Below are 16167 nucleotides of genomic sequence, written 5' to 3'. Positions count from 1 at the left end.
CAAGCGGGCTCCGCTCCCCCACCCCGGGGGCCCGCCCCCCCCCCCCCCCCACACACACACACAAGTTCGTCCAGGAATCCGGTCCGAAGCGCGCACCGTCGCGATCATCAGGCGCGACCGCTGGCGGCCACCAGCGGGTGGACCCTGTGCTGCGCGCCGGCCACGCCGATGCCTGCGCGAACGCCGCCATGGAGCGGATCATCGCGCGTGTAGTCGAGGTCCACGGCCTGGCGACGCGCTACGCCGCCGACCTGCCCTTAGCTGATGCCACGGACACTGCCATGCGTCAAGCCGTGGCGGCGGCATCGCCCGGCCTAGCCGCCGCCACCCTCCAACTCATCTCCTCCGACGCCGCCCTGGGCCTGACCCCTGAGCAGCAGAGGTACATGTTGGAGCGTGCCGCCGAACTCGACCTCGCCGTGGTCGAAGACCTCACCGGCACCAACACCATGCCTGCACACGGCGTCGAACGTCAGCAAGGCAGCCGGTAGCGCTGCACTGCCCGCCAAGATCAGGAACAAGCTGCGTCGGCCTGAACCAAAAGAGCTCTGTGGAATCACCGATCTCCGTACGCAGACCCCTGTGTCCGTGCAGGTCGGGCCGTACTCTCCCCAGATGTTCTGGCCGGGCGTACGGAGGAGTTGGTGAGCGTGTGAAAGTTGGCGGCGAAGGGCTGGAAGGTCGGCGGATACTGTCGGGGTGCCGACAGATGTGAAGAGCGCGCTGGCCGCGCTGGACTCCCACGAGCCCCTCCTGCTGCTTGGGCTGCGCGAGACGCAGTGGCTCGATGCGAAGGGAGGCCCGTACCAGTTGGCGAACCCCAGGTCGGTCGAGGAGCTCGCCAAGGACGTCGCGGCTTTCGCCAACGGCGGCGGCGGGCTCATCGTCATCGGTATCGCCACCCGTCTTGAGCACGACGAGGAGGTCCTGGACCGCATCGTCGGGGTCGACCCGGCCGCGGTGAATCTGGACCAGATCCTCAAGCTGATCCGGCAGTGGATCACCCCGGCACCGCGCGGTGTGCGGGTCGGATGGTCTGGTGGTGACGGCGAGCGGGTGGCGTTCATCAGTATCCCGGCGCAGGCTGTCGACACGCTCTTCGTCGTCCCGGCACCGGTGGGCAAGCACGGTTCGTCGCGCACCGACACAGTCGCCGTGCCGATGCGGGACGGCGACAGCACGCACTGGCTGCCGCGGACCGAGATCCAGCAGCTGCTCTCCGCCGGTGTCCGGGCCTCGGGCATGCCCACCGCGAAGGCTCTAACCGAGCTCGTACGGCGGGCCGTGTCGGAAGCCGGGCCGGACGGCGGGCTGCGGGTCGGGCAGGGTCTGCCCGACCGGGAGCGCGAGATGCGGGCGGCCTACGAGCAGCTGGTCGGACAAGGGCTGGGGCAGCCTGCCAGCGAGGCCTGGGCGCAGGGCGCGGCCGCTTGTCAGGATCTGCACCACGAGCGGGACGGCAGGCCGGGCTGGGTGCTGTGCCTGGTGGCCGGGCACCCTGCGGTCGCTGTCGCCGCGCCCGTCTGGCAGGCGATCGTCGAAGCCGGCAGTCATGCACCGGGCCCGGATCCGCTCTCGGCCATCGGTTTTCCCCGCCCGCCCGAGGACACGGACGCGCCGTGGGTGATCGCGGCCGATGCGCCGAGCGTGGACGTCGACGGCGGATCGTGGGGCGCGGGCCGGCTGACGTGTTCGGGGCGCGGCGTGTGGCGGTGGCAGCCACTCCCCCGCTTCAGAATCAACCAGGGCCGGTCGGCCCGAAACTGGACTGCCGGGCAGACGCCGGCGCTGCGCCTGCGCGCCGTGGTGAACCTGCCCTGGGCCGAGGCAAGCCGACTGGAGATCAGCAGACCCCGGCGCACTCAGCTCGAATCGCAGCTCCCGTACAGCGCGGTGGCCGGGGCGGTGACGATCCTGTCCGGGCGCCGGGGCGCCGAACTGCCAGCCGCTCGCTGGGAACGGGGCCCCTTCGGCAACTCGGCCCGCTCCGCCAGCTACTCGTGCACGATCGCCGGACCGGACGGCGGTCCGGCTCTGAAGGCATCCGTCATGCTCGCCCTGCCCACCACGATGGAGCCCACCGTGGTCGCCTGCTCGGACGTTCTGATCGAGAACCCGCGGGCCTGGGCGGAGGCCCTTGGCCCCGGCTGGGAGACGCGACTGGGGCTCGACGAGGTCCAGGCCGTGCTGCTCGCCGCGTGGGAGACGGCCGCCGAACTGCTGCCCGGCCTCGTCGGTGACCCGGCCGGGCTGTCGTGGGCCGCCCCGCCCACCACGGAACTGCGGATGACGTGCGAACAGCCCGCCGACAATGGTGTCCTGCCAGCCCTGGACACGCTCATCGACCTGCAGCCGCTCGGTACGCACGACGGCGGGACCCAGTCGCTTCTGACTGTCACTATCACGGCTACGCCGGCCATGGAGCGGGCGGAGCGTCAGAGCCTGTTGCGCGAGGCGCTGGTGCACATGGCCCACGAGTTCGGGTACATCGACGCGGAGGTGGATCTGCTGTAGTTCGGCTCGTGTACCGCTCCTCGTGGGGCGCGCGGTAACTTTCATCGCCTGCTCGCCCGGCCGTTTCGCAGAAGCGGGAACAGCGACCGGGCCCGGGCCACGCCGGGTGCCGCCGGAGCGCGACTGCAGGCGAGACCGGCGGTGCACACCCCCGGGTGGGACTGAGCGGGGAGGCGAGGCGTCCACCAGCAACCGCAGCGTTGCCGTGTCCCGGCCCAGGGGCGCGGGGCGCGGGCGCCCCAAGCGCCGGGGCGTCACGAGGAATCTACGGCACTTCGGGACACAGAAGCCCAGTTCAAAGGCCTGTTCACGCAGGAGGCGGATGAGCGAGGAAAAAAGATTGAGGCCGTTGTTGAGAAACGGGCGTGGTCGGGCCTATGAGCCGGTGAAGCTACCTTGCTGGCCCTGACCCTAGGAAGTCCCCTACCCGATGCCCGAGTTCAACGAGCTCATCCCGATCGCCCTCCAGATGCTTCCCCACATGCTCGCCCTGTTCGACCGCCCCGGACCCAGGACATCCCGCAGGCGCTCCCGGCACGGTGACAGCACCCGCCCCCCGGCTGGCCCCGTCACCGTGCCGGCCGGAGGGGGCGGCGCGGCGGTCCTGGAGCTGGTGCGCGGTATGCCGCCCGGCGCGGTGCTGCGATACGAGGCGCCCGACGGGACGGTGCTGACCTGCTGGTCGGCACCGGGGGCACAGCCCGGGGAGTACCGGCTGTGGTGAACCCTGGCGACGGTGGGGGACCGTCCGAGGCTGGCCACGCCTACCTCATGGAGCTGGGCTCCAGCGGGTACGGCGTCCTGATGGAGAAGGTCATCGCCTCGCTAGCCGGGTTCAAGCAGCTGAACACGGCCGAGCGCGAGGACGTGGCCAGCGAGGCGATCCTCCGGGCGGTGAGCAGGACGTAGTTCGACCCGTCGGACCAGCCGGTCGCGTACATCAAGACGATCGCCCGGAACATGGCGCTCAAGAAGCTCGAGAAGCTCAAGAGGCCGAAGACGGAAGTCGCGAGCGTGCTCATGGACCACGCGGACCTGGACGCTCTGGCCTGCAGGGCGGTGGATGCGGGCGAGGCGGAGCAGGAACAGGATCTGACGTACCGGGTCGTCCAGGCCCTGGGCCAGATCGCCTCGCCCCAGCAGCGCGAGGTGACCGAGCGCCGGGCACAGGAGGAGGAGCCCGCCGACATCGCCTCGGCGCTCGGAATCTCCACACAGCAGGTCTACATCCAGTACCACCGCGGCCGTACCAAGGTGCGTGCCTCGCCGCAGGTCAGCCCCTTCGTCCGGGAGGCGTACGCACGCCCGTCGAAGGATGGTGAGTGAGATGCGCGACCACGAATGCGAGACGACTGCACACCCGACAGCGGAGGAGGATCACGTCATGCGGACCACGTCGGCCTACGAGCAGTTGCTCTCCCGGCTCTCGGGAGGTGACAGGGACTTCTGGGACCGGCCCGACGGCAGTTGGGGCGAGCATGAGCGGGAGGAGGCGCTCGGCGACGCGGAGGCGGAGCGGCGGGCAGATGCCAACAGCGCGTACGTGATCGGGAGCAGGGCCCTGCGCCGCGACGAACTCGACAACGCGCGCGCGTGGTTTGCAGTCGCCGCGGACGCCGAGCACCCCGGGGCGGCCTTCCGCAGCGCCCTGACGGCCGCCCGGAGCACCGCGCAGGAAAACATCAGCGCCTGCTACAACCTCCTGCGCGCCGCCCCGGAGCGGCGGGAGGCGGAGGTGCGGCGGTGGCTGCGCGTCGCGGCGGACTGGGGGCACGGCGACGCACGGCACCTCATCGGCACGCTGTCCGAGAGCGGCGAGAGCACCGGTTGCGCGACAGGTCTGGGTGCGGACGGGGACGGGGGCGATGGCGAGACGCCCGCGTCCGGCAGGCCGGTGCGGGTGGAGGACACCGAGTTCTACGACGAGTTGCACACCTTCCTCTTCTTCCCTGGGCACGGTGAGCGGCCGGAGCCCGGGCAGGAACCGGAGACAGAGCCTGCCCGGCCTGGCGAGGTGAGCGGGGCGAAGAATGCGGGTGAGTGCTCCGTTGTCCTGATGGAGCACGCGGGCGCCGTACCGGACCGGTCAGCGGCACCGCTTCTGCATGCTTCCCGGATCCGGCGATTCCTTGATGAGCGGAGCCTGTTCTTCGTCCTGGTGGCCGCCTGCGGTGAGGGGGTTCCCGCAGCATCCGGTTGGCCCGGGGAGCGGGTTCGCGAACGCCTGGCCCTGGCAGCCTGGCGGCCGGTGGCATGGCAGCAGGTGGCCCGCAGGTGGGGAACGGGCTGGAGCGGACTGCGGACGGAACTGCCCCCGGCGGTGGTGACCTCGCCGGCCACGTCACTGCGGATGGCTGAGGTTGAGCTGCCCGGCGGGGACGTGGTCGGCGGGTTTCGGCTTCTGCTCGACCGCGTGATGCGGCTAACCGCTGCGGACGGGGCGCACACCTTCCGGCAGCGGCACACGGGCACGCCGGAGGCAGACCGTCTGCCGGACTCGGTTCTGCGGGCGGACGGTGAACTGCAGGGGGCGGCCACTCGCGCACCGCTGGTGTGGCTCGTGCTCAACAGCGACCGCTCTGCGGTGGAGACGGTAGGCGCCAGCCGCCTTCCCAGCACCGTGACCATCCCCAGCAGTCTCAGATCCTGCATGCAGGACTCCGCCCCCTTGGATGCCCTGGACCGGTTCAGGGACATAGACCTGTGGCAGGAATGCGCCCAGTGGCTGCCTTCAGCCTGCAGCGGTCCGCCTCGCGGCTCCGGCACGCCGCGCAGGCGGAGGCCGTGCGAGCGCAGATGCGTCTGTGGTGCATCGACGTCCGTGCCCGTGAACCGGCTTGGTGGGTGGTGCTGGCCCACGTCGGCCGACCGGAACCAGACACTGCCGTGGACGCGGGACGCGATGCTGACCACGGCGGCGCACAGGCGTCGGACTGCCGGTGCGCGCAGGACCGCCCTGACGGGCGGCTTCCGCAGGCCCGGTCGCGGCCGAACATCCCGTAGAAGAGGACCTGAGGTGGACGGTGCAACAGGCGTGAGGGCTACCCCCGAGGCGGCGGGTCTTGGGGGCGGGCGGCTCGTACGGGCGGGGCCGCTACGGACGGGGCCGCTGGCCGGGGAGCTGACGTCGTCCCTGATCGGGCGGGTCGCGGGCCGGTACGGGATGGAGCGCAGTGAGGTGCTGGCGCAGTGGTCGCTGACGGAGTCGCCTACCCGGCACCCGGGGGGCGGCGGTGTCCGGGCGGACGGGGAGGTGGTCCTCAACAAGGCGGGGCGGCGGGTGCTGGCCGAACTGTGCGGGGTGGAGTCGCGGGTGCTGGCCCGGGCGCTGCCCGCCTACGTGGTTGCCGGTGTGGCCGAGGACGCTGTGGCCCGGGGCCGGTGGCGGGCGGCGCAGACGGTCGCGGGGCCGGCGGTGTTCGGGTGCCGCTCGTGTGCCGCGCTCCGCACCGGGCAGGCGGTGTCCTCGGTTCTCTACCGGCCGCGCTGGCAGCAGGTGCGTGTGCGGCACGGAAAGTGGCTGCTGGACGCGGACGCCGACCCGGCGTGGGAGCACCTGGACCTGGGGCTGGTGAGCGAGGTGGTACAGACGCAGTACCGGTGGGCGGGGGTGCGCCGACGTGCACCGAGGGGCTGGTTGAGCGCATCACCCTGCCGCAGGCCGGACGGACCCGGGTGTGGTTCCCCACCGCGTACGGCGTGCGGCTCGCCTCCGAGTGGCCCGAGCTGCGTGGGCACCGGCCCTCCAGGACGGTGTCCGATCCGACCGCCGTGCGGCTGAAGGCCCGCCACGCGCTGACCGTGACCGAGACCGCGCTCGTCTTCCTCAAGGACGCCCGCCACCGCGGGGAACTGTGCCAACCGCTCGACTGGATGACCGAGGTCCACCACCCGATCGGGAGCGGCGAGGCCGTCATCCCCGACGCGCTCCTGTACTACCGGCACGGCCCCGTCGGCGGCAGCGACGGGCCGATGCTGCGGGCGTTCGTGGAAGTCGACCGGGCCACGATGGGCCCCGAACGCCTCGCCGCCAAGCTGACCGCGTACGAGCGCCTCTACCGCTACGCGCCCGCGGTCCTGGGGCGACGGCCGGCCCTCCAGGAACCGGCGGTGGAGGACTGGCTGCGGCGCTACCCGCACTTCCCGCGCGTCCTGTTCGTCCTGGACGGCACCGGGCCCGCCGGTGTCGAGAACCGGATCAGCGCCCTGCACGCGGGGAGCCAGACTGCTGACGTCATCCCGCTTTATCTGCGACGTCCACCTCCGTGGCTTGATCCTGGACGACAGCGAGTCAGGGCGGATCGGAGCGGATCAGGAGTGGGCTGTGCGGCATGTTCATCACCCGTCACAGACCGCGCGGTGAGGCAGGCCGGGAAGATAGGTACGCCACTCGGATGGTGACAGCCCTGTCCTGGTTCGTCGGCAGACGGCGGCTGTGACCTCTTCCGGGCCGATCCGGTAGGTGAGCAGCGGTACGTGGGTGCCTGCCGCGGAGAGCGAGCCGTCCTCTGGGGAGAAGGCCAGGGCGAGCATTGCGCCGCCAGGCGTCGGCAGAGAGCCGAGGGCCTTGTGGGAGTCGGTGTCCCACAGGCGGAGTGTCCCGTCTTCACTTCCTACGGCGAGCGTGCGCCCGTCGTGGGAGAATGCGAGCGCCGACACGTTTGTACCGGCGTTTCCGCGCGCGCCGGTGAGTGCCGGGGACAGCGTTCCCAGCAGGCGGCCGACCGCACCGTCCCAGAGGGTGACCTGCCCCGACCCGTCCCCCGCGGCGAAGTACCGTCCGTCCGGGCTGAAGGCGAGCGCCGTCGGCTCGCTCGTTGCCAGGGACCTGTACCGCACGGCGCCGGACGGCAGGGTGACGAGTTGGCCGTGGGAGGTGACGAGAAGACGCCCGTCGGGGCGTGTCGCCATGATGTCTCCTTCGACGTTCTCGATCTCCCGGGTCCTGCTCCGGCCCTCAAGGTCCCAGATGTCCAGGTGCGGTCCCCGCTCCGGTCTGCGGCCGGCCAGCAGTGATCTCCCGTCCGGGCTGAAGCCGATGGCCAGGAGAGGAGATCCTTGACCCGACGAGTCCGTCGACTGCCGGTCGCCGCCGGATGTCAGGTCGAGCGAACCGGCCGTGCTCCGCCGGCCGATGTTCCAGAGCGCGACCCGTACCGGCGGGCTCGACGGGGCGTGGTCGGTGATGCCGTACGCGAGGGTCCAGCCATCCGGGCTGAACGCCATGAGGGGGTCGCCGCACCCCGTCCGTGGCCATGTCCCGGCCTGGCCCGGGCACGGGACGGACGGCAGGTCGACCGGAGCGCCGACGGCGAGTTGGTCGCGCAGCCAGAAGCGGAAGCGGCGAGCCTTCGCGTCCCAGTAGGCGGTGGCGAATTGACGGCTGGTGGGGCTGAAGGCCGCGGACACGGCCCGCTGTTCCTGCCAGCGGTCGTCCAGTACACCCGCCAGGCTCAGGGATCGCGTCACGTTGCCGTTCGGTCCCGCGAAGTAGCGGATCTGGCTTTCGCGCAGGTCGAATCGGAGTTCACCGGCGGACTCGTTGGGCAGCGGGTTGCGCAGCACGGGGACGGCGGTGTCCGCCACGCGCCACACCAGAATCTCGTCGGCGGACGAGGCCGCCAGGAACCCCGAGTCCGTGCTGAACTCCACCTCTCTGAGGCCGGAGTGTTCGATCTTTGGCAGCTCTTTTCCCGTTGCGATGGTCCATTGACGAACTCCGGTGCCGTCGACGAGCGACAGCCGTCGGCCGTCGGGGGTGAACCGGAATTGCTGTTCAAGGCAGTTGGCGCCGGTCGCGCGCGGGGCCCACGGTGTGGACAGCTTCCGGTGCCGGGGTACGTCCCAGATCTCGAGCTGCTTTCCGGGCAGGCAGAGCGCCACAAGACGGTCGTCCGCGCTGACCACCGCGTCAGGGAACGGATAGTTCACCGCCTCCGGGCGCTGCCGCATGTACCGGAGCATGTTCCAGTTTGATACAGGGACGACGGCACTGTCCGGTGCCGGATCGGAGCGGGAGGACCCGGGTATACGGCGTTCCAGCAGGACTTGGCGGCTCTCCACGTCCCGGAGCTGGATCAGCTCGTCGGCGCCGTCGGTGCCGTAGACGACGAAGGTCCGTCCGCTCGGTCCGAACTCGCTGCCGCCGCCGGGGATGGGCGGGCCTTCCTGCCGCGCCGAGCGCAAGCTCCACAGCCGCACCTGGCCGTTCCAGATCAGCGTGAGCATGTCAGCGCGAGGGCTCATCGCCGAGACACGGGACAGCTCCGTGCCCAGCCCCTCATACGTGCCGGTCCTCCGGTGGGTACGTAGGTCCCACGACACCGTGCTCTCGGCCCCGGCGCTGATGAGGGTGCGGCCGTCGCCGCTGAGGTAGCGCGTGGTGGACGGGTCCGTGTCGGGGTCGGCGAAAACGTCCTGCTCCTTCTGCGTCATGGCGCCGAGCAGTGCGGAACGGGTTTCCGGCAGGTCGGCGAGGTGGACGGAAGCCACGCTGAGCCGCATCGCTGTCATCGGATCGGAGGCGCGCAGGCTATCCGCGAGCGCGGCGATCCGGCGGGCATCGGTCCGTACCCTCTCCCGGGACCTCGTACGGTTCTGCTCCCAAGCGATTCCGCCCGCGACGAGCGCGAGTACGACCGCGACGGAAAAGCTTGTCAGCAGGGCGCGCGTCCGGCGCCTAGTGGCGGAGGCCACCCGTTGCTCGTGTGCACGAGCGGTGACCCCTGCGGCGAGAAAGGAACGCTCCAGGGGCGTCAGCCCCAGAGCCGGGAACGTCTCCTCGGCCTGTGTCAGGCGGGCGCCGCTGTACAGCGTACCGGTGTCCCGGGCCAGTTCCTTCCAAGTAAGGGCGGCCTCCCTGAACCGACGGTGGGCGCGCAGGAGCGCCCGGTCCTCCTCGACCCAGCGGTTCAGCCGGGGCCAGGCGCTGAGGAGGACATCGTGGGCGAGGCTGACGCTGCCGTTGTCGAGAGTCACCAACCGGGCGTGCGCGAGACGCTCCAGGACGAGGTCCACCTCCTGCGGATCGGCAAAGCCGAGTTCCGCCCGGTCGGCAGGGCGGCGAGTGTCTTGGGCGCCCTCACCCGGGGTGACCAGCCTCAGCAGGACGAGACGGGCCAGCGCCGCCTGCGCGGGCGACAACCGGGTATAGACATCCTCCGCAGTCTGGGAGATCGCGCCGCGCAGCGCACCAGCCGCCTCGTACGCCTCTATGGTCAGCACTCGTCCCCTGCGGCGCAGCCAGGTCTCGCGCAGGACGTGTGACAGCAGCGGCAGAGCGCCAGGCTGGTGTTCCACTTCGCGGATCAGCCGGGCGGTCAGCGGACGCTCGACGATCAGGCCCGCTGCCCGTGCGGGCCCGACCACCACCTCCCGCATCTCGGCCGGGTTCATGGGGCCGACCAGCAACTGGGCCTCACGCACAGCGTCGGTGAGTAGTCGGTACTCCGCGCACCGACCGTAGAAGTCGGCGCGCACCGCGATGATCACGCGCAGACGGCTGTCCGGGCGAAGAGCGGTGAGCAGCCGGTCGATGAACCCGGCGCGCTCGCCCCGGTCCCGGCAGAGCGTGAACACTTCCTCGAACTGGTCAACGATGACGACCGTGTCGCCGGCGGCGCTGGTGTCGGGCCGCAGGACCTCGGCGTGCGTACGCAGGGGATGCGGGCCCGGTGAGAGGATTCGGATCGCGGTCACCGTGCCATGGCGGCCGCGTAGCGCGGGGATCAGCCCCGCTCGTAACAGCGACGACTTACCAGAGCCCGACGCGCCGAAGACCGAGACGAAACGGTGCTCATCCGCCAGGCGCCGAACGGCGGCGATAAGATCGTCACGACCGAAGAACCGCCCGTGATCGGCCGGCTCGAACCGGACCAGCCCCTGATAAGGCGAATCGGCATCCGCTACCTGACGCTCCCGAGCGACCGACGCCTGGGCCGCCTCATGCCAGCGCTGCTCCCAGACCCCGGCGTCGCCGTCGCAGGCCCTTACATACGCCAGAGTCAACGGCAGGGAGGGTAAGCGCTCGCCTGCAGCCGCCCGGGAGAGCGAGGTGACCGAATACGCCGATTTCTGCGCCATATCCCGGTAGGTAACCCTGCCCGCCTCCTGCCGGAGCTTCCGCAACTCGAAAGCGAACTGCTGCACCGGCCCCGCGCCCGGATCCAGCGGGCTCTCACCACGTCCCACGCTGCCCCCGTCTCGCGCCGCCATACAGCCCCAGCCTCCTGTACGCGCTGCGGGCCACGTTAGAAAGCCGCCCGATACCGCGGCAAGAGCCCAATCAAGCCGTGAACAGCCTCCGAACAGAAGCGTCCGGGATTGTTCCGCTTCGGGAAGGGAGCTGCCGAACAACCGGGACGGGCGCTGAACTCGATGCATCGGCCCGGATCCTGGCCGATATCCACGGTCGACCACCGTGGTCCAACCAACAGACAGGGGAAAGCACCCGTGCGCACACATTTACGCACCATGCGCATCACGCGTCTCACCACGCTCCTGGGCATCACGGGGACGCTCGGAGCGGCCCTGCTGTTCGGGGCGCCTACCGCGTCCGCGGACGGCAGCGTCTGTAACCCGGGCTGCGAGGCCGCCGTCGACTTCCAGTCGTACGGGGAGATCTTCACCGTCCACGACTATAAGTCCGACGGCGTCGGCACCATCGGCCAGATCGACATCAGGTCCGGGGGCTCGTGGGTGCCGTACGACGACGTCATCAATGCCAAGGGCTACAACGCCCCGCCTGTGACCGTCAACTACTCGATCGCCGAAGGAACCCCGGTGCGCTACCGCGCCTGCCAGCACAACTCCAGCAACGGCCCCTTCGACTGCAGCGGATGGCACACCGACACCGCCTGAACCAGTGACCCCAGCCCGGTCGGGCGGTCCCGCATCGGCGGAACCGCCCGACCGGGCCTCTGCGCGGAGTCGCACACGATGTCGGTGCCCATGTCCTGGCTCGTTCAATTGCGATCAGGGGTTTCTTCCGCCGCTACGGCCCGCCGCCCCGAGGCCCGAGGTATGCCTCTTCCCCTCGGCTATCGCGTGGGAAAGAGATATCCGATGGGGATAGCGGGTCAAGCCGCGATGGCCAGTTCGAGCTTCGGCGGGGCCGGGAAGGCGGTGTTCTCGCTGTAGGGCCTGCCGGTGGTGAGGCAGTGGTGGAGGCAGCCGAGGAGCCGGTTGTAGAGGTTTCTCTGGGCAGAGCTGTGGCGGTCGCCGGTCTTGCGTCGACGGTCGTAGTGGGCCCTGGCGCCAGGCGAGGCGGTGAGAGAGGCGAAGGCCCAGACGTAGCCGACCGCGGCAAGCCGCTGATTCTTGACCCGGCGGACCATGACCGCGTGGCTCTTGCCGGAGGCGCGGGTGACCGGTGCTGATCCGGCGTAGGCCTTGAGGGCTCTGGCATCGGCGAAACGGGAGCGGTCGTCGCCAATCTCGGCGAGGACCCGGGCGCCGCTGAGCGCGCCGAGACCGGGGAAGCTGGTGATGACCGCGGCATCGGGGTGCTGCTCGAACAGCTCGACCGATGCTTCGGCCAGATCGTCGGCGGCGTTGCAGGCGGCCTCGAACTTGCCCAGCAGGGCCAGGGCCTGGCGGCCCATCGCGGTCCGCGCCTGGCCGACTCCGGCAGCGCGACCCTCTACCGGGTTGACCCGGATGCCGACTACGGGCCGCTCAACCCGCTCACTCGCGACAAGGTCAACCTCAAGCAGATCACCAGCCACTGGGATGACGTCCTGCGCGTGGCCGGCTCCCTACACTCGGGCACGATCAAGGCCTCCGAGGTCCTGCGCGTCCTGGCTCCTGGCGGCAAGCCCACCCCCGACCGGCAAGGCCATCATGGAGATCGGCCGCCTCGACCGGAGCGCCTACCTGTCCTCGTATTTCACCGACGAGCTGCTGCGCCGGCGCATCAACACCCAGCTCAACCGGCAGGAGTCCCGCCACAACCTCGCCCGGAAGATCTTCCACGGCCAGAAAGGCGAGCTCAGGCAGTCCTACCGAGAAGGCCAGGAAGATCAACTCGGGGCACTGGGCCTCATGCTCAACATCGTCATCCTGTGGAACACGGTCTACATACAGCAGATCATCGCGGAGATGCGCGCCGAGGGCATCCACGTACGCGACGAGGACATCGCCCGCCTGTCTCCGCTGAAGTTCGCCCACATCAACTTCCATGGCCGCTACAGCTTCGCCCTGCCCGCCGAAGTCCAGGGCGGCCAGCTCCGCTCGACCCGCAATCCCGAAACCGCCTCCACCACGATCTAGGAAGTCCCCGCCGGCTCGTCCATCGCCTGGGCGAGCCGGTAGCGAACCTTCTCGTGCGACAGACCCGCCTGCGCTCCGATCTGCCGCAGCCCCCAGCCCTCCGCCTTCGCCGCGGCCATCCCACCGTCCAGCGCCGCGTCCGTCACCTCGCCCAGCGCCTGCCGCAGCTGGACGACCAGCCGCAGCCGGATCGCGGGCGCCAGCTCTTCCAGACTGGCGCAGAATCGCGCCACGTCCGCCTTCAGGAAACCGATCGTCGGGTCATCGCTCACCCGCTCGCCCTGGCGGTCCGGAACTCGGCCCGTCAAAACTTCTGACAGCAACACCGGTTTCCTGGTCCGTTCCTACCCGGACCCCCGCTCCGCGCCCGGGCTGCGCCAAGTCTCTGACCTGCACGTATCTACGACAAGCCAGCAGCGACAGGCTAGGTACTTTGAACATGTGGCATGCTGCGGGTAGTCCAGCCCGTCGGGGATGCCGATGCTGCCTGGGTTGAACTCGGGTGCGCTACTCATGTACGTGGTCCCGGTTGCTGTTCTCATAAGGCCGGGGTGCTGGTTCCGTAGTGCATCCCGTATCTTCGGCAGCATGGCAAGCACAGTCTGCGGCTGGTGTGGTCGCCTCACGCACATGACGATCTCCAGCAGTGTTGTCCAGTTGCCTGATGAGATCGACAGTGGCACGGAGCACAAGAACTACATGGCGGCTTTCCGGTGCGACAGTGAGCAGTGCGGGCGGCTCTCTCTCGGTATGGCGCTGCTGTACCGAGCGTCGGGCCAGCCGGCGACACTTCAGTCGGCATTGTCCGAGCGCCCCAACCTGAGTTGGACGCCCAGGCGTGTGAGGCGTCCATCGTTCCCTGATGTGCCTGATCAGATAGCGGAGACGGCCGCAGAGGCCCATGCCTGCCTATCAGTTGACGCGTACCGGGGCGCGGTGGCTCTGGCGCGAGCAGTCGTGGAGGCTACTGCGAAGGAGAAAGGCATCACCAGCGGGCCGCTTGTGAAGAAGATCGACGCGCTTCATGCGGCCGGGCACATTCGGGAGATCACTCGGGAGGTGGCGCACGAGATTCGCGAGGGCGGAAACGAGATCGCTCATGGCGACCTAGCAGACGAGCCGATGCCGGCCGAGGATGCCGAAGCGATCGTTGCCCTCATGGACGAGATTCTGGAGGAGGTGTACCAGGGCCCCGCGCGGATGCTGGCACTCCAAAAGAGTCGCCTGGAGCGGGAGAAACGGAATGCCGAGAAGAAGCAGGGCTCTTACTGAGGTTGAACTTGTGATGTCGCTGGGTTGCTCAGGTGGGTCTGATGGTCAGGCCGGTCTCGGTGAGGCAGCCGTCTATGAGGTGGCTGCGGTACTGGATGTGCCGTAGGCCGTTTCGGATGCGCTGGACGAGGTGTTCGGGGGTGCTGAAGGCGACGTTGGAGAGCCAGCCGCGTCGTAGGAGGGACCAGATCCCTTCGACGGGGTTGAGGTCGGGTGCGTAGGGCGGCAGGTAGTAGATGGTGAGCCAGTCCCGGGATGCGGCGAACTCTCTCAGGCCGGCGGCTTTGTGGACGTTGAGGTTGTCCCGGATGAGCACGATCGGGCCGCCGAGTTGCTGGTGGGCGGCGATCAGCAGGTCGCGGTAGTCGCGCCAGGAGAAGCTCTTGCGGCCGTCGCGGCGGCCGTCGTCCCGGCGTGGCCGGTAGATCAGCCTCGGCCGGTGGCCGGGTTTGTAGCAGGTCAGCGCGGCGATGGATATGCGTCTGCGGGAACGGCCGCGGACTCGCACCACCGGGGTCCGACCGCGCTGTGACCAGGTCCTGGCCTGCGGCAGCGTCATGGAGAATCCGGCTTCGTCCTCGAAGACCAGCCAGGCTCCACGGGCCGCCGCGAGTCTTCCGCGCAGGGCCATACCTCCTTGACCCACCCGGCCACCGCGTCGTCGTCCCGCTCGATGGCGCGTCGGGCCGGGACCTGGCAGGACCAGCCGTTACGCACCAGCAGTTTGCGCACACCCTGGACCGTGCAGGTCAGATGGAAGCGTCGGCCGATCACCGTCTTCACACGGCTCAGGGTCCACCGCTGGTCTTCCCAGCCGTGCGCGGCCGGCCCCTTGGCGAGCTCCGCCTCCAGCTGGGTGAACTGCTTCTCGCTCAGCCTCGGCAGCGACGCCGGGCCCTGTGACCGCAGAGCCCGCGGACCGCCCTCGTCCCACATCTGCCGCCACCGCTGCACCGACCGGACGCTGACCCGCAGGTCCTTGGCGATCACCGAACTCGCCTCGCCCCGGGCGAATCTCTCGGCCGCCTGGAGTCGTAACTCCTCGCGGAAACATTGCCGTTCGGCGGTCAGGCCGCCTCCTTGTGAATACCGCATGCTCCGGTGATACCGCACGGGCAACGAGCCGTCAGCCCCTACGACTCCACGAATTCAACCTCAGTAATCAACGGCGGATCTGCTGGTCAAGGGAGAGACGCCAAGTGAGCGAGACGATCGGGCGGGAGTCCGTGGACGAGTCGGCCGGTGGTGCGATGCCGTCGGCTGCGTCGGACGAGCAGCTCGTCGCGATGCTGGTGGACCGGGCACGGAACGAGGGGCTGCAACTGAATCGCGAGGGTGGGTTGTTGCAGATGCTGACCAAGCGGGTGCTGGAGTCGGCCCTGGAAGGCGAGATCACCGACCACGTCGGCTACGAAAAGCACGATCCGGCCGGGAAGAACAACGGCAACAGTCGCAACGGCACGCGGTCAAAGACTGTGCTGACCGATGTCGGGCCGGTCGAGGTGAAGGTGCCGCGTGATACCGCCGGCAGCTTCGTGCCACAGATCGTCAAGAAGAGGCAGCGGCGCTTGACCGGGGTGGACGAGATGGTTCTCTCCTTGTCCGCGAAGGGACTCACCCACGGCGAGATATCGGCTCATCTCGCCGAGGTGTACGGCGCCGAGGTGTCCAAGCAGACCATCTCCACCATCACCGACAAGGTGATGGAGGGCATGGCCGAGTGGCAGAACCGTCCCCTCGACCGCGTCTGTCCGGTCCTGTTCGTGGACGCCATCGACGTCAAGATCAGGGACGGGAAGGTCGCGAACCGTCCGGTCCATGTCGTGATGGCGGTGACCGTGGACGGCACCCGCGACATCCTCGGCATCTGGGCCGGTGACGGCGGCGAGGGCGCGAAGTACTGGCTGCACGTGTTCACCGAGCTGAAGAACCGCGGCCCGGACGATGTGCTCATGCTCGTCTGCGACGGGCTCAAGGGCCTTCCCGACGCCGTGGAGACCGTCTGGCCTCGCACGATTGTCCGGACGTGCGTGGTTCACCTGCTGCAGAACTCGTTCCGCTACGCCGCCCGTCAGGACTGGGACAAGGCCGCCAAGGCACTCAAGCCCGTCT

At 69.4% G+C, this 16167-nt stretch carries 15 protein-coding genes and 2 pseudogenes; 12 read left to right on the top strand and 5 right to left on the bottom strand.

Features of this window, described 5'->3' with window-relative positions; all coding sequences use genetic code 11:
- Positions 1-146: 146 nt before the first annotated feature.
- From ACFXKG_RS38635 to ACFXKG_RS38605, 7 genes are all read left to right on the top strand, one after another.
- A complete protein-coding gene (locus tag ACFXKG_RS38635) occupies positions 147-491 on the top strand; it encodes a hypothetical protein (RefSeq protein WP_384849466.1) in 345 nt (114 codons plus the stop codon).
- Positions 492-699: 208 nt separating this feature from the next.
- On the top strand, positions 700-2514 hold the full coding sequence (locus ACFXKG_RS38630; RefSeq protein ID WP_384849463.1) for an RNA-binding domain-containing protein: 1815 nt from the start codon (positions 700-702) through the stop codon (positions 2512-2514).
- Positions 2515-2944: 430 nt separating this feature from the next.
- The gene (locus ACFXKG_RS38625) at positions 2945-3238 is read left to right on the top strand and encodes a hypothetical protein (protein WP_384849460.1); all 294 of its coding nucleotides are present in this window, start codon (positions 2945-2947) and stop codon (positions 3236-3238) included.
- Positions 3232-3423, top strand: coding sequence for a hypothetical protein (locus ACFXKG_RS38620; RefSeq protein ID WP_384849457.1), 192 nt, complete (start codon positions 3232-3234; stop codon positions 3421-3423). The genes ACFXKG_RS38625 and ACFXKG_RS38620 overlap by 7 nt, the downstream gene beginning before the upstream one ends.
- Positions 3424-3474: 51 nt before the next feature.
- Positions 3475-3840 carry a hypothetical protein gene (locus ACFXKG_RS38615; protein WP_384849454.1) on the top strand — a complete coding sequence of 122 codons (366 nt, stop codon included), beginning with the start codon at positions 3475-3477 and terminating at the stop codon, positions 3838-3840.
- Between the two features lie 58 nt (positions 3841-3898).
- Positions 3899-6295 (top strand): hypothetical protein, encoded by a 2397-nt coding sequence (locus ACFXKG_RS38610; RefSeq protein ID WP_384849451.1) that lies wholly within the window; start codon positions 3899-3901, stop codon positions 6293-6295.
- Positions 6190-6915: a replication-relaxation family protein gene (locus tag ACFXKG_RS38605; protein WP_384849448.1), complete on the top strand. Its 726-nt coding sequence runs from the start codon at positions 6190-6192 to the stop codon at positions 6913-6915. The genes ACFXKG_RS38610 and ACFXKG_RS38605 overlap by 106 nt, the downstream gene beginning before the upstream one ends.
- On the opposite strand, the gene ACFXKG_RS38600 is transcribed toward ACFXKG_RS38605, so the two are convergent.
- Positions 6853-10728, bottom strand: coding sequence for a hypothetical protein (locus ACFXKG_RS38600; RefSeq protein ID WP_384849445.1), 3876 nt, complete (start codon positions 10726-10728; stop codon positions 6853-6855). The two genes, ACFXKG_RS38605 and ACFXKG_RS38600, sit on opposite strands and share 63 nt — an antisense overlap.
- A 258-nt stretch (positions 10729-10986) precedes the next feature.
- Between ACFXKG_RS38600 and ACFXKG_RS38595 the strand changes: the two genes are divergently transcribed.
- A complete protein-coding gene (locus tag ACFXKG_RS38595) occupies positions 10987-11373 on the top strand; it encodes a hypothetical protein (protein WP_384849442.1) in 387 nt (128 codons plus the stop codon).
- Positions 11374-11591: 218 nt separating this feature from the next.
- Here the strand turns inward: ACFXKG_RS38595 and ACFXKG_RS38590 are convergent.
- Positions 11592-12119: pseudogene (locus ACFXKG_RS38590) on the bottom strand (transposase); the annotation flags it as partial.
- Between ACFXKG_RS38590 and ACFXKG_RS38585 the strand changes: the two are divergent.
- Positions 12018-12278, top strand: a pseudogene (locus ACFXKG_RS38585) (Tn3 family transposase); the annotation flags it as partial. The pseudogenes ACFXKG_RS38590 and ACFXKG_RS38585 overlap by 102 nt on opposite strands.
- On the top strand, positions 12172-12783 hold the full coding sequence (locus ACFXKG_RS38580; RefSeq protein WP_384849439.1) for a Tn3 family transposase: 612 nt from the start codon (positions 12172-12174) through the stop codon (positions 12781-12783). The pseudogene ACFXKG_RS38585 and the gene ACFXKG_RS38580, both read left to right, overlap by 107 nt.
- Here the strand turns inward: ACFXKG_RS38580 and ACFXKG_RS38575 are convergent.
- Entirely contained in the window at positions 12780-13055 is a 276-nt protein-coding gene (locus ACFXKG_RS38575) for a hypothetical protein (RefSeq protein ID WP_384849436.1), read from the bottom strand. The genes ACFXKG_RS38580 and ACFXKG_RS38575 overlap by 4 nt on opposite strands.
- Before the next feature lie 316 nt (positions 13056-13371).
- Between ACFXKG_RS38575 and ACFXKG_RS38570 the strand changes: the two genes are divergently transcribed.
- Complete coding sequence (locus tag ACFXKG_RS38570; RefSeq protein ID WP_384849433.1) at positions 13372-14055, top strand: DUF4145 domain-containing protein; 684 nt, start codon at positions 13372-13374, stop codon at positions 14053-14055.
- Between the two features lie 28 nt (positions 14056-14083).
- On the opposite strand, the gene ACFXKG_RS38565 is transcribed toward ACFXKG_RS38570, so the two are convergent.
- Both ACFXKG_RS38565 and ACFXKG_RS38560 read right to left on the bottom strand, forming a co-directional pair.
- Positions 14084-14614 carry a transposase gene (locus ACFXKG_RS38565; RefSeq protein WP_384849522.1) on the bottom strand — a complete coding sequence of 177 codons (531 nt, stop codon included), beginning with the start codon at positions 14612-14614 and terminating at the stop codon, positions 14084-14086.
- Positions 14611-15150 carry a transposase gene (locus tag ACFXKG_RS38560; RefSeq protein ID WP_384849430.1) on the bottom strand — a complete coding sequence of 180 codons (540 nt, stop codon included), beginning with the start codon at positions 15148-15150 and terminating at the stop codon, positions 14611-14613. The genes ACFXKG_RS38565 and ACFXKG_RS38560 overlap by 4 nt, the downstream gene beginning before the upstream one ends.
- Positions 15151-15305: 155 nt before the next feature.
- On the opposite strand from ACFXKG_RS38560, the gene ACFXKG_RS38555 reads away from it, so the two are divergent.
- Positions 15306-16167, top strand: an 862-nt coding sequence (locus tag ACFXKG_RS38555; RefSeq protein WP_384849519.1) for an IS256 family transposase, incomplete at its 3' end; no start/stop codon positions are given.

Source organism: Streptomyces sp. NPDC059255, from assembly GCF_042752355.1.
Taxonomy (GTDB): domain Bacteria; phylum Actinomycetota; class Actinomycetes; order Streptomycetales; family Streptomycetaceae; genus Streptomyces.
The sequence above is the reverse complement of the archived record's forward strand: the minus strand, read 5'-3'. Positions and strand labels throughout refer to the sequence as shown.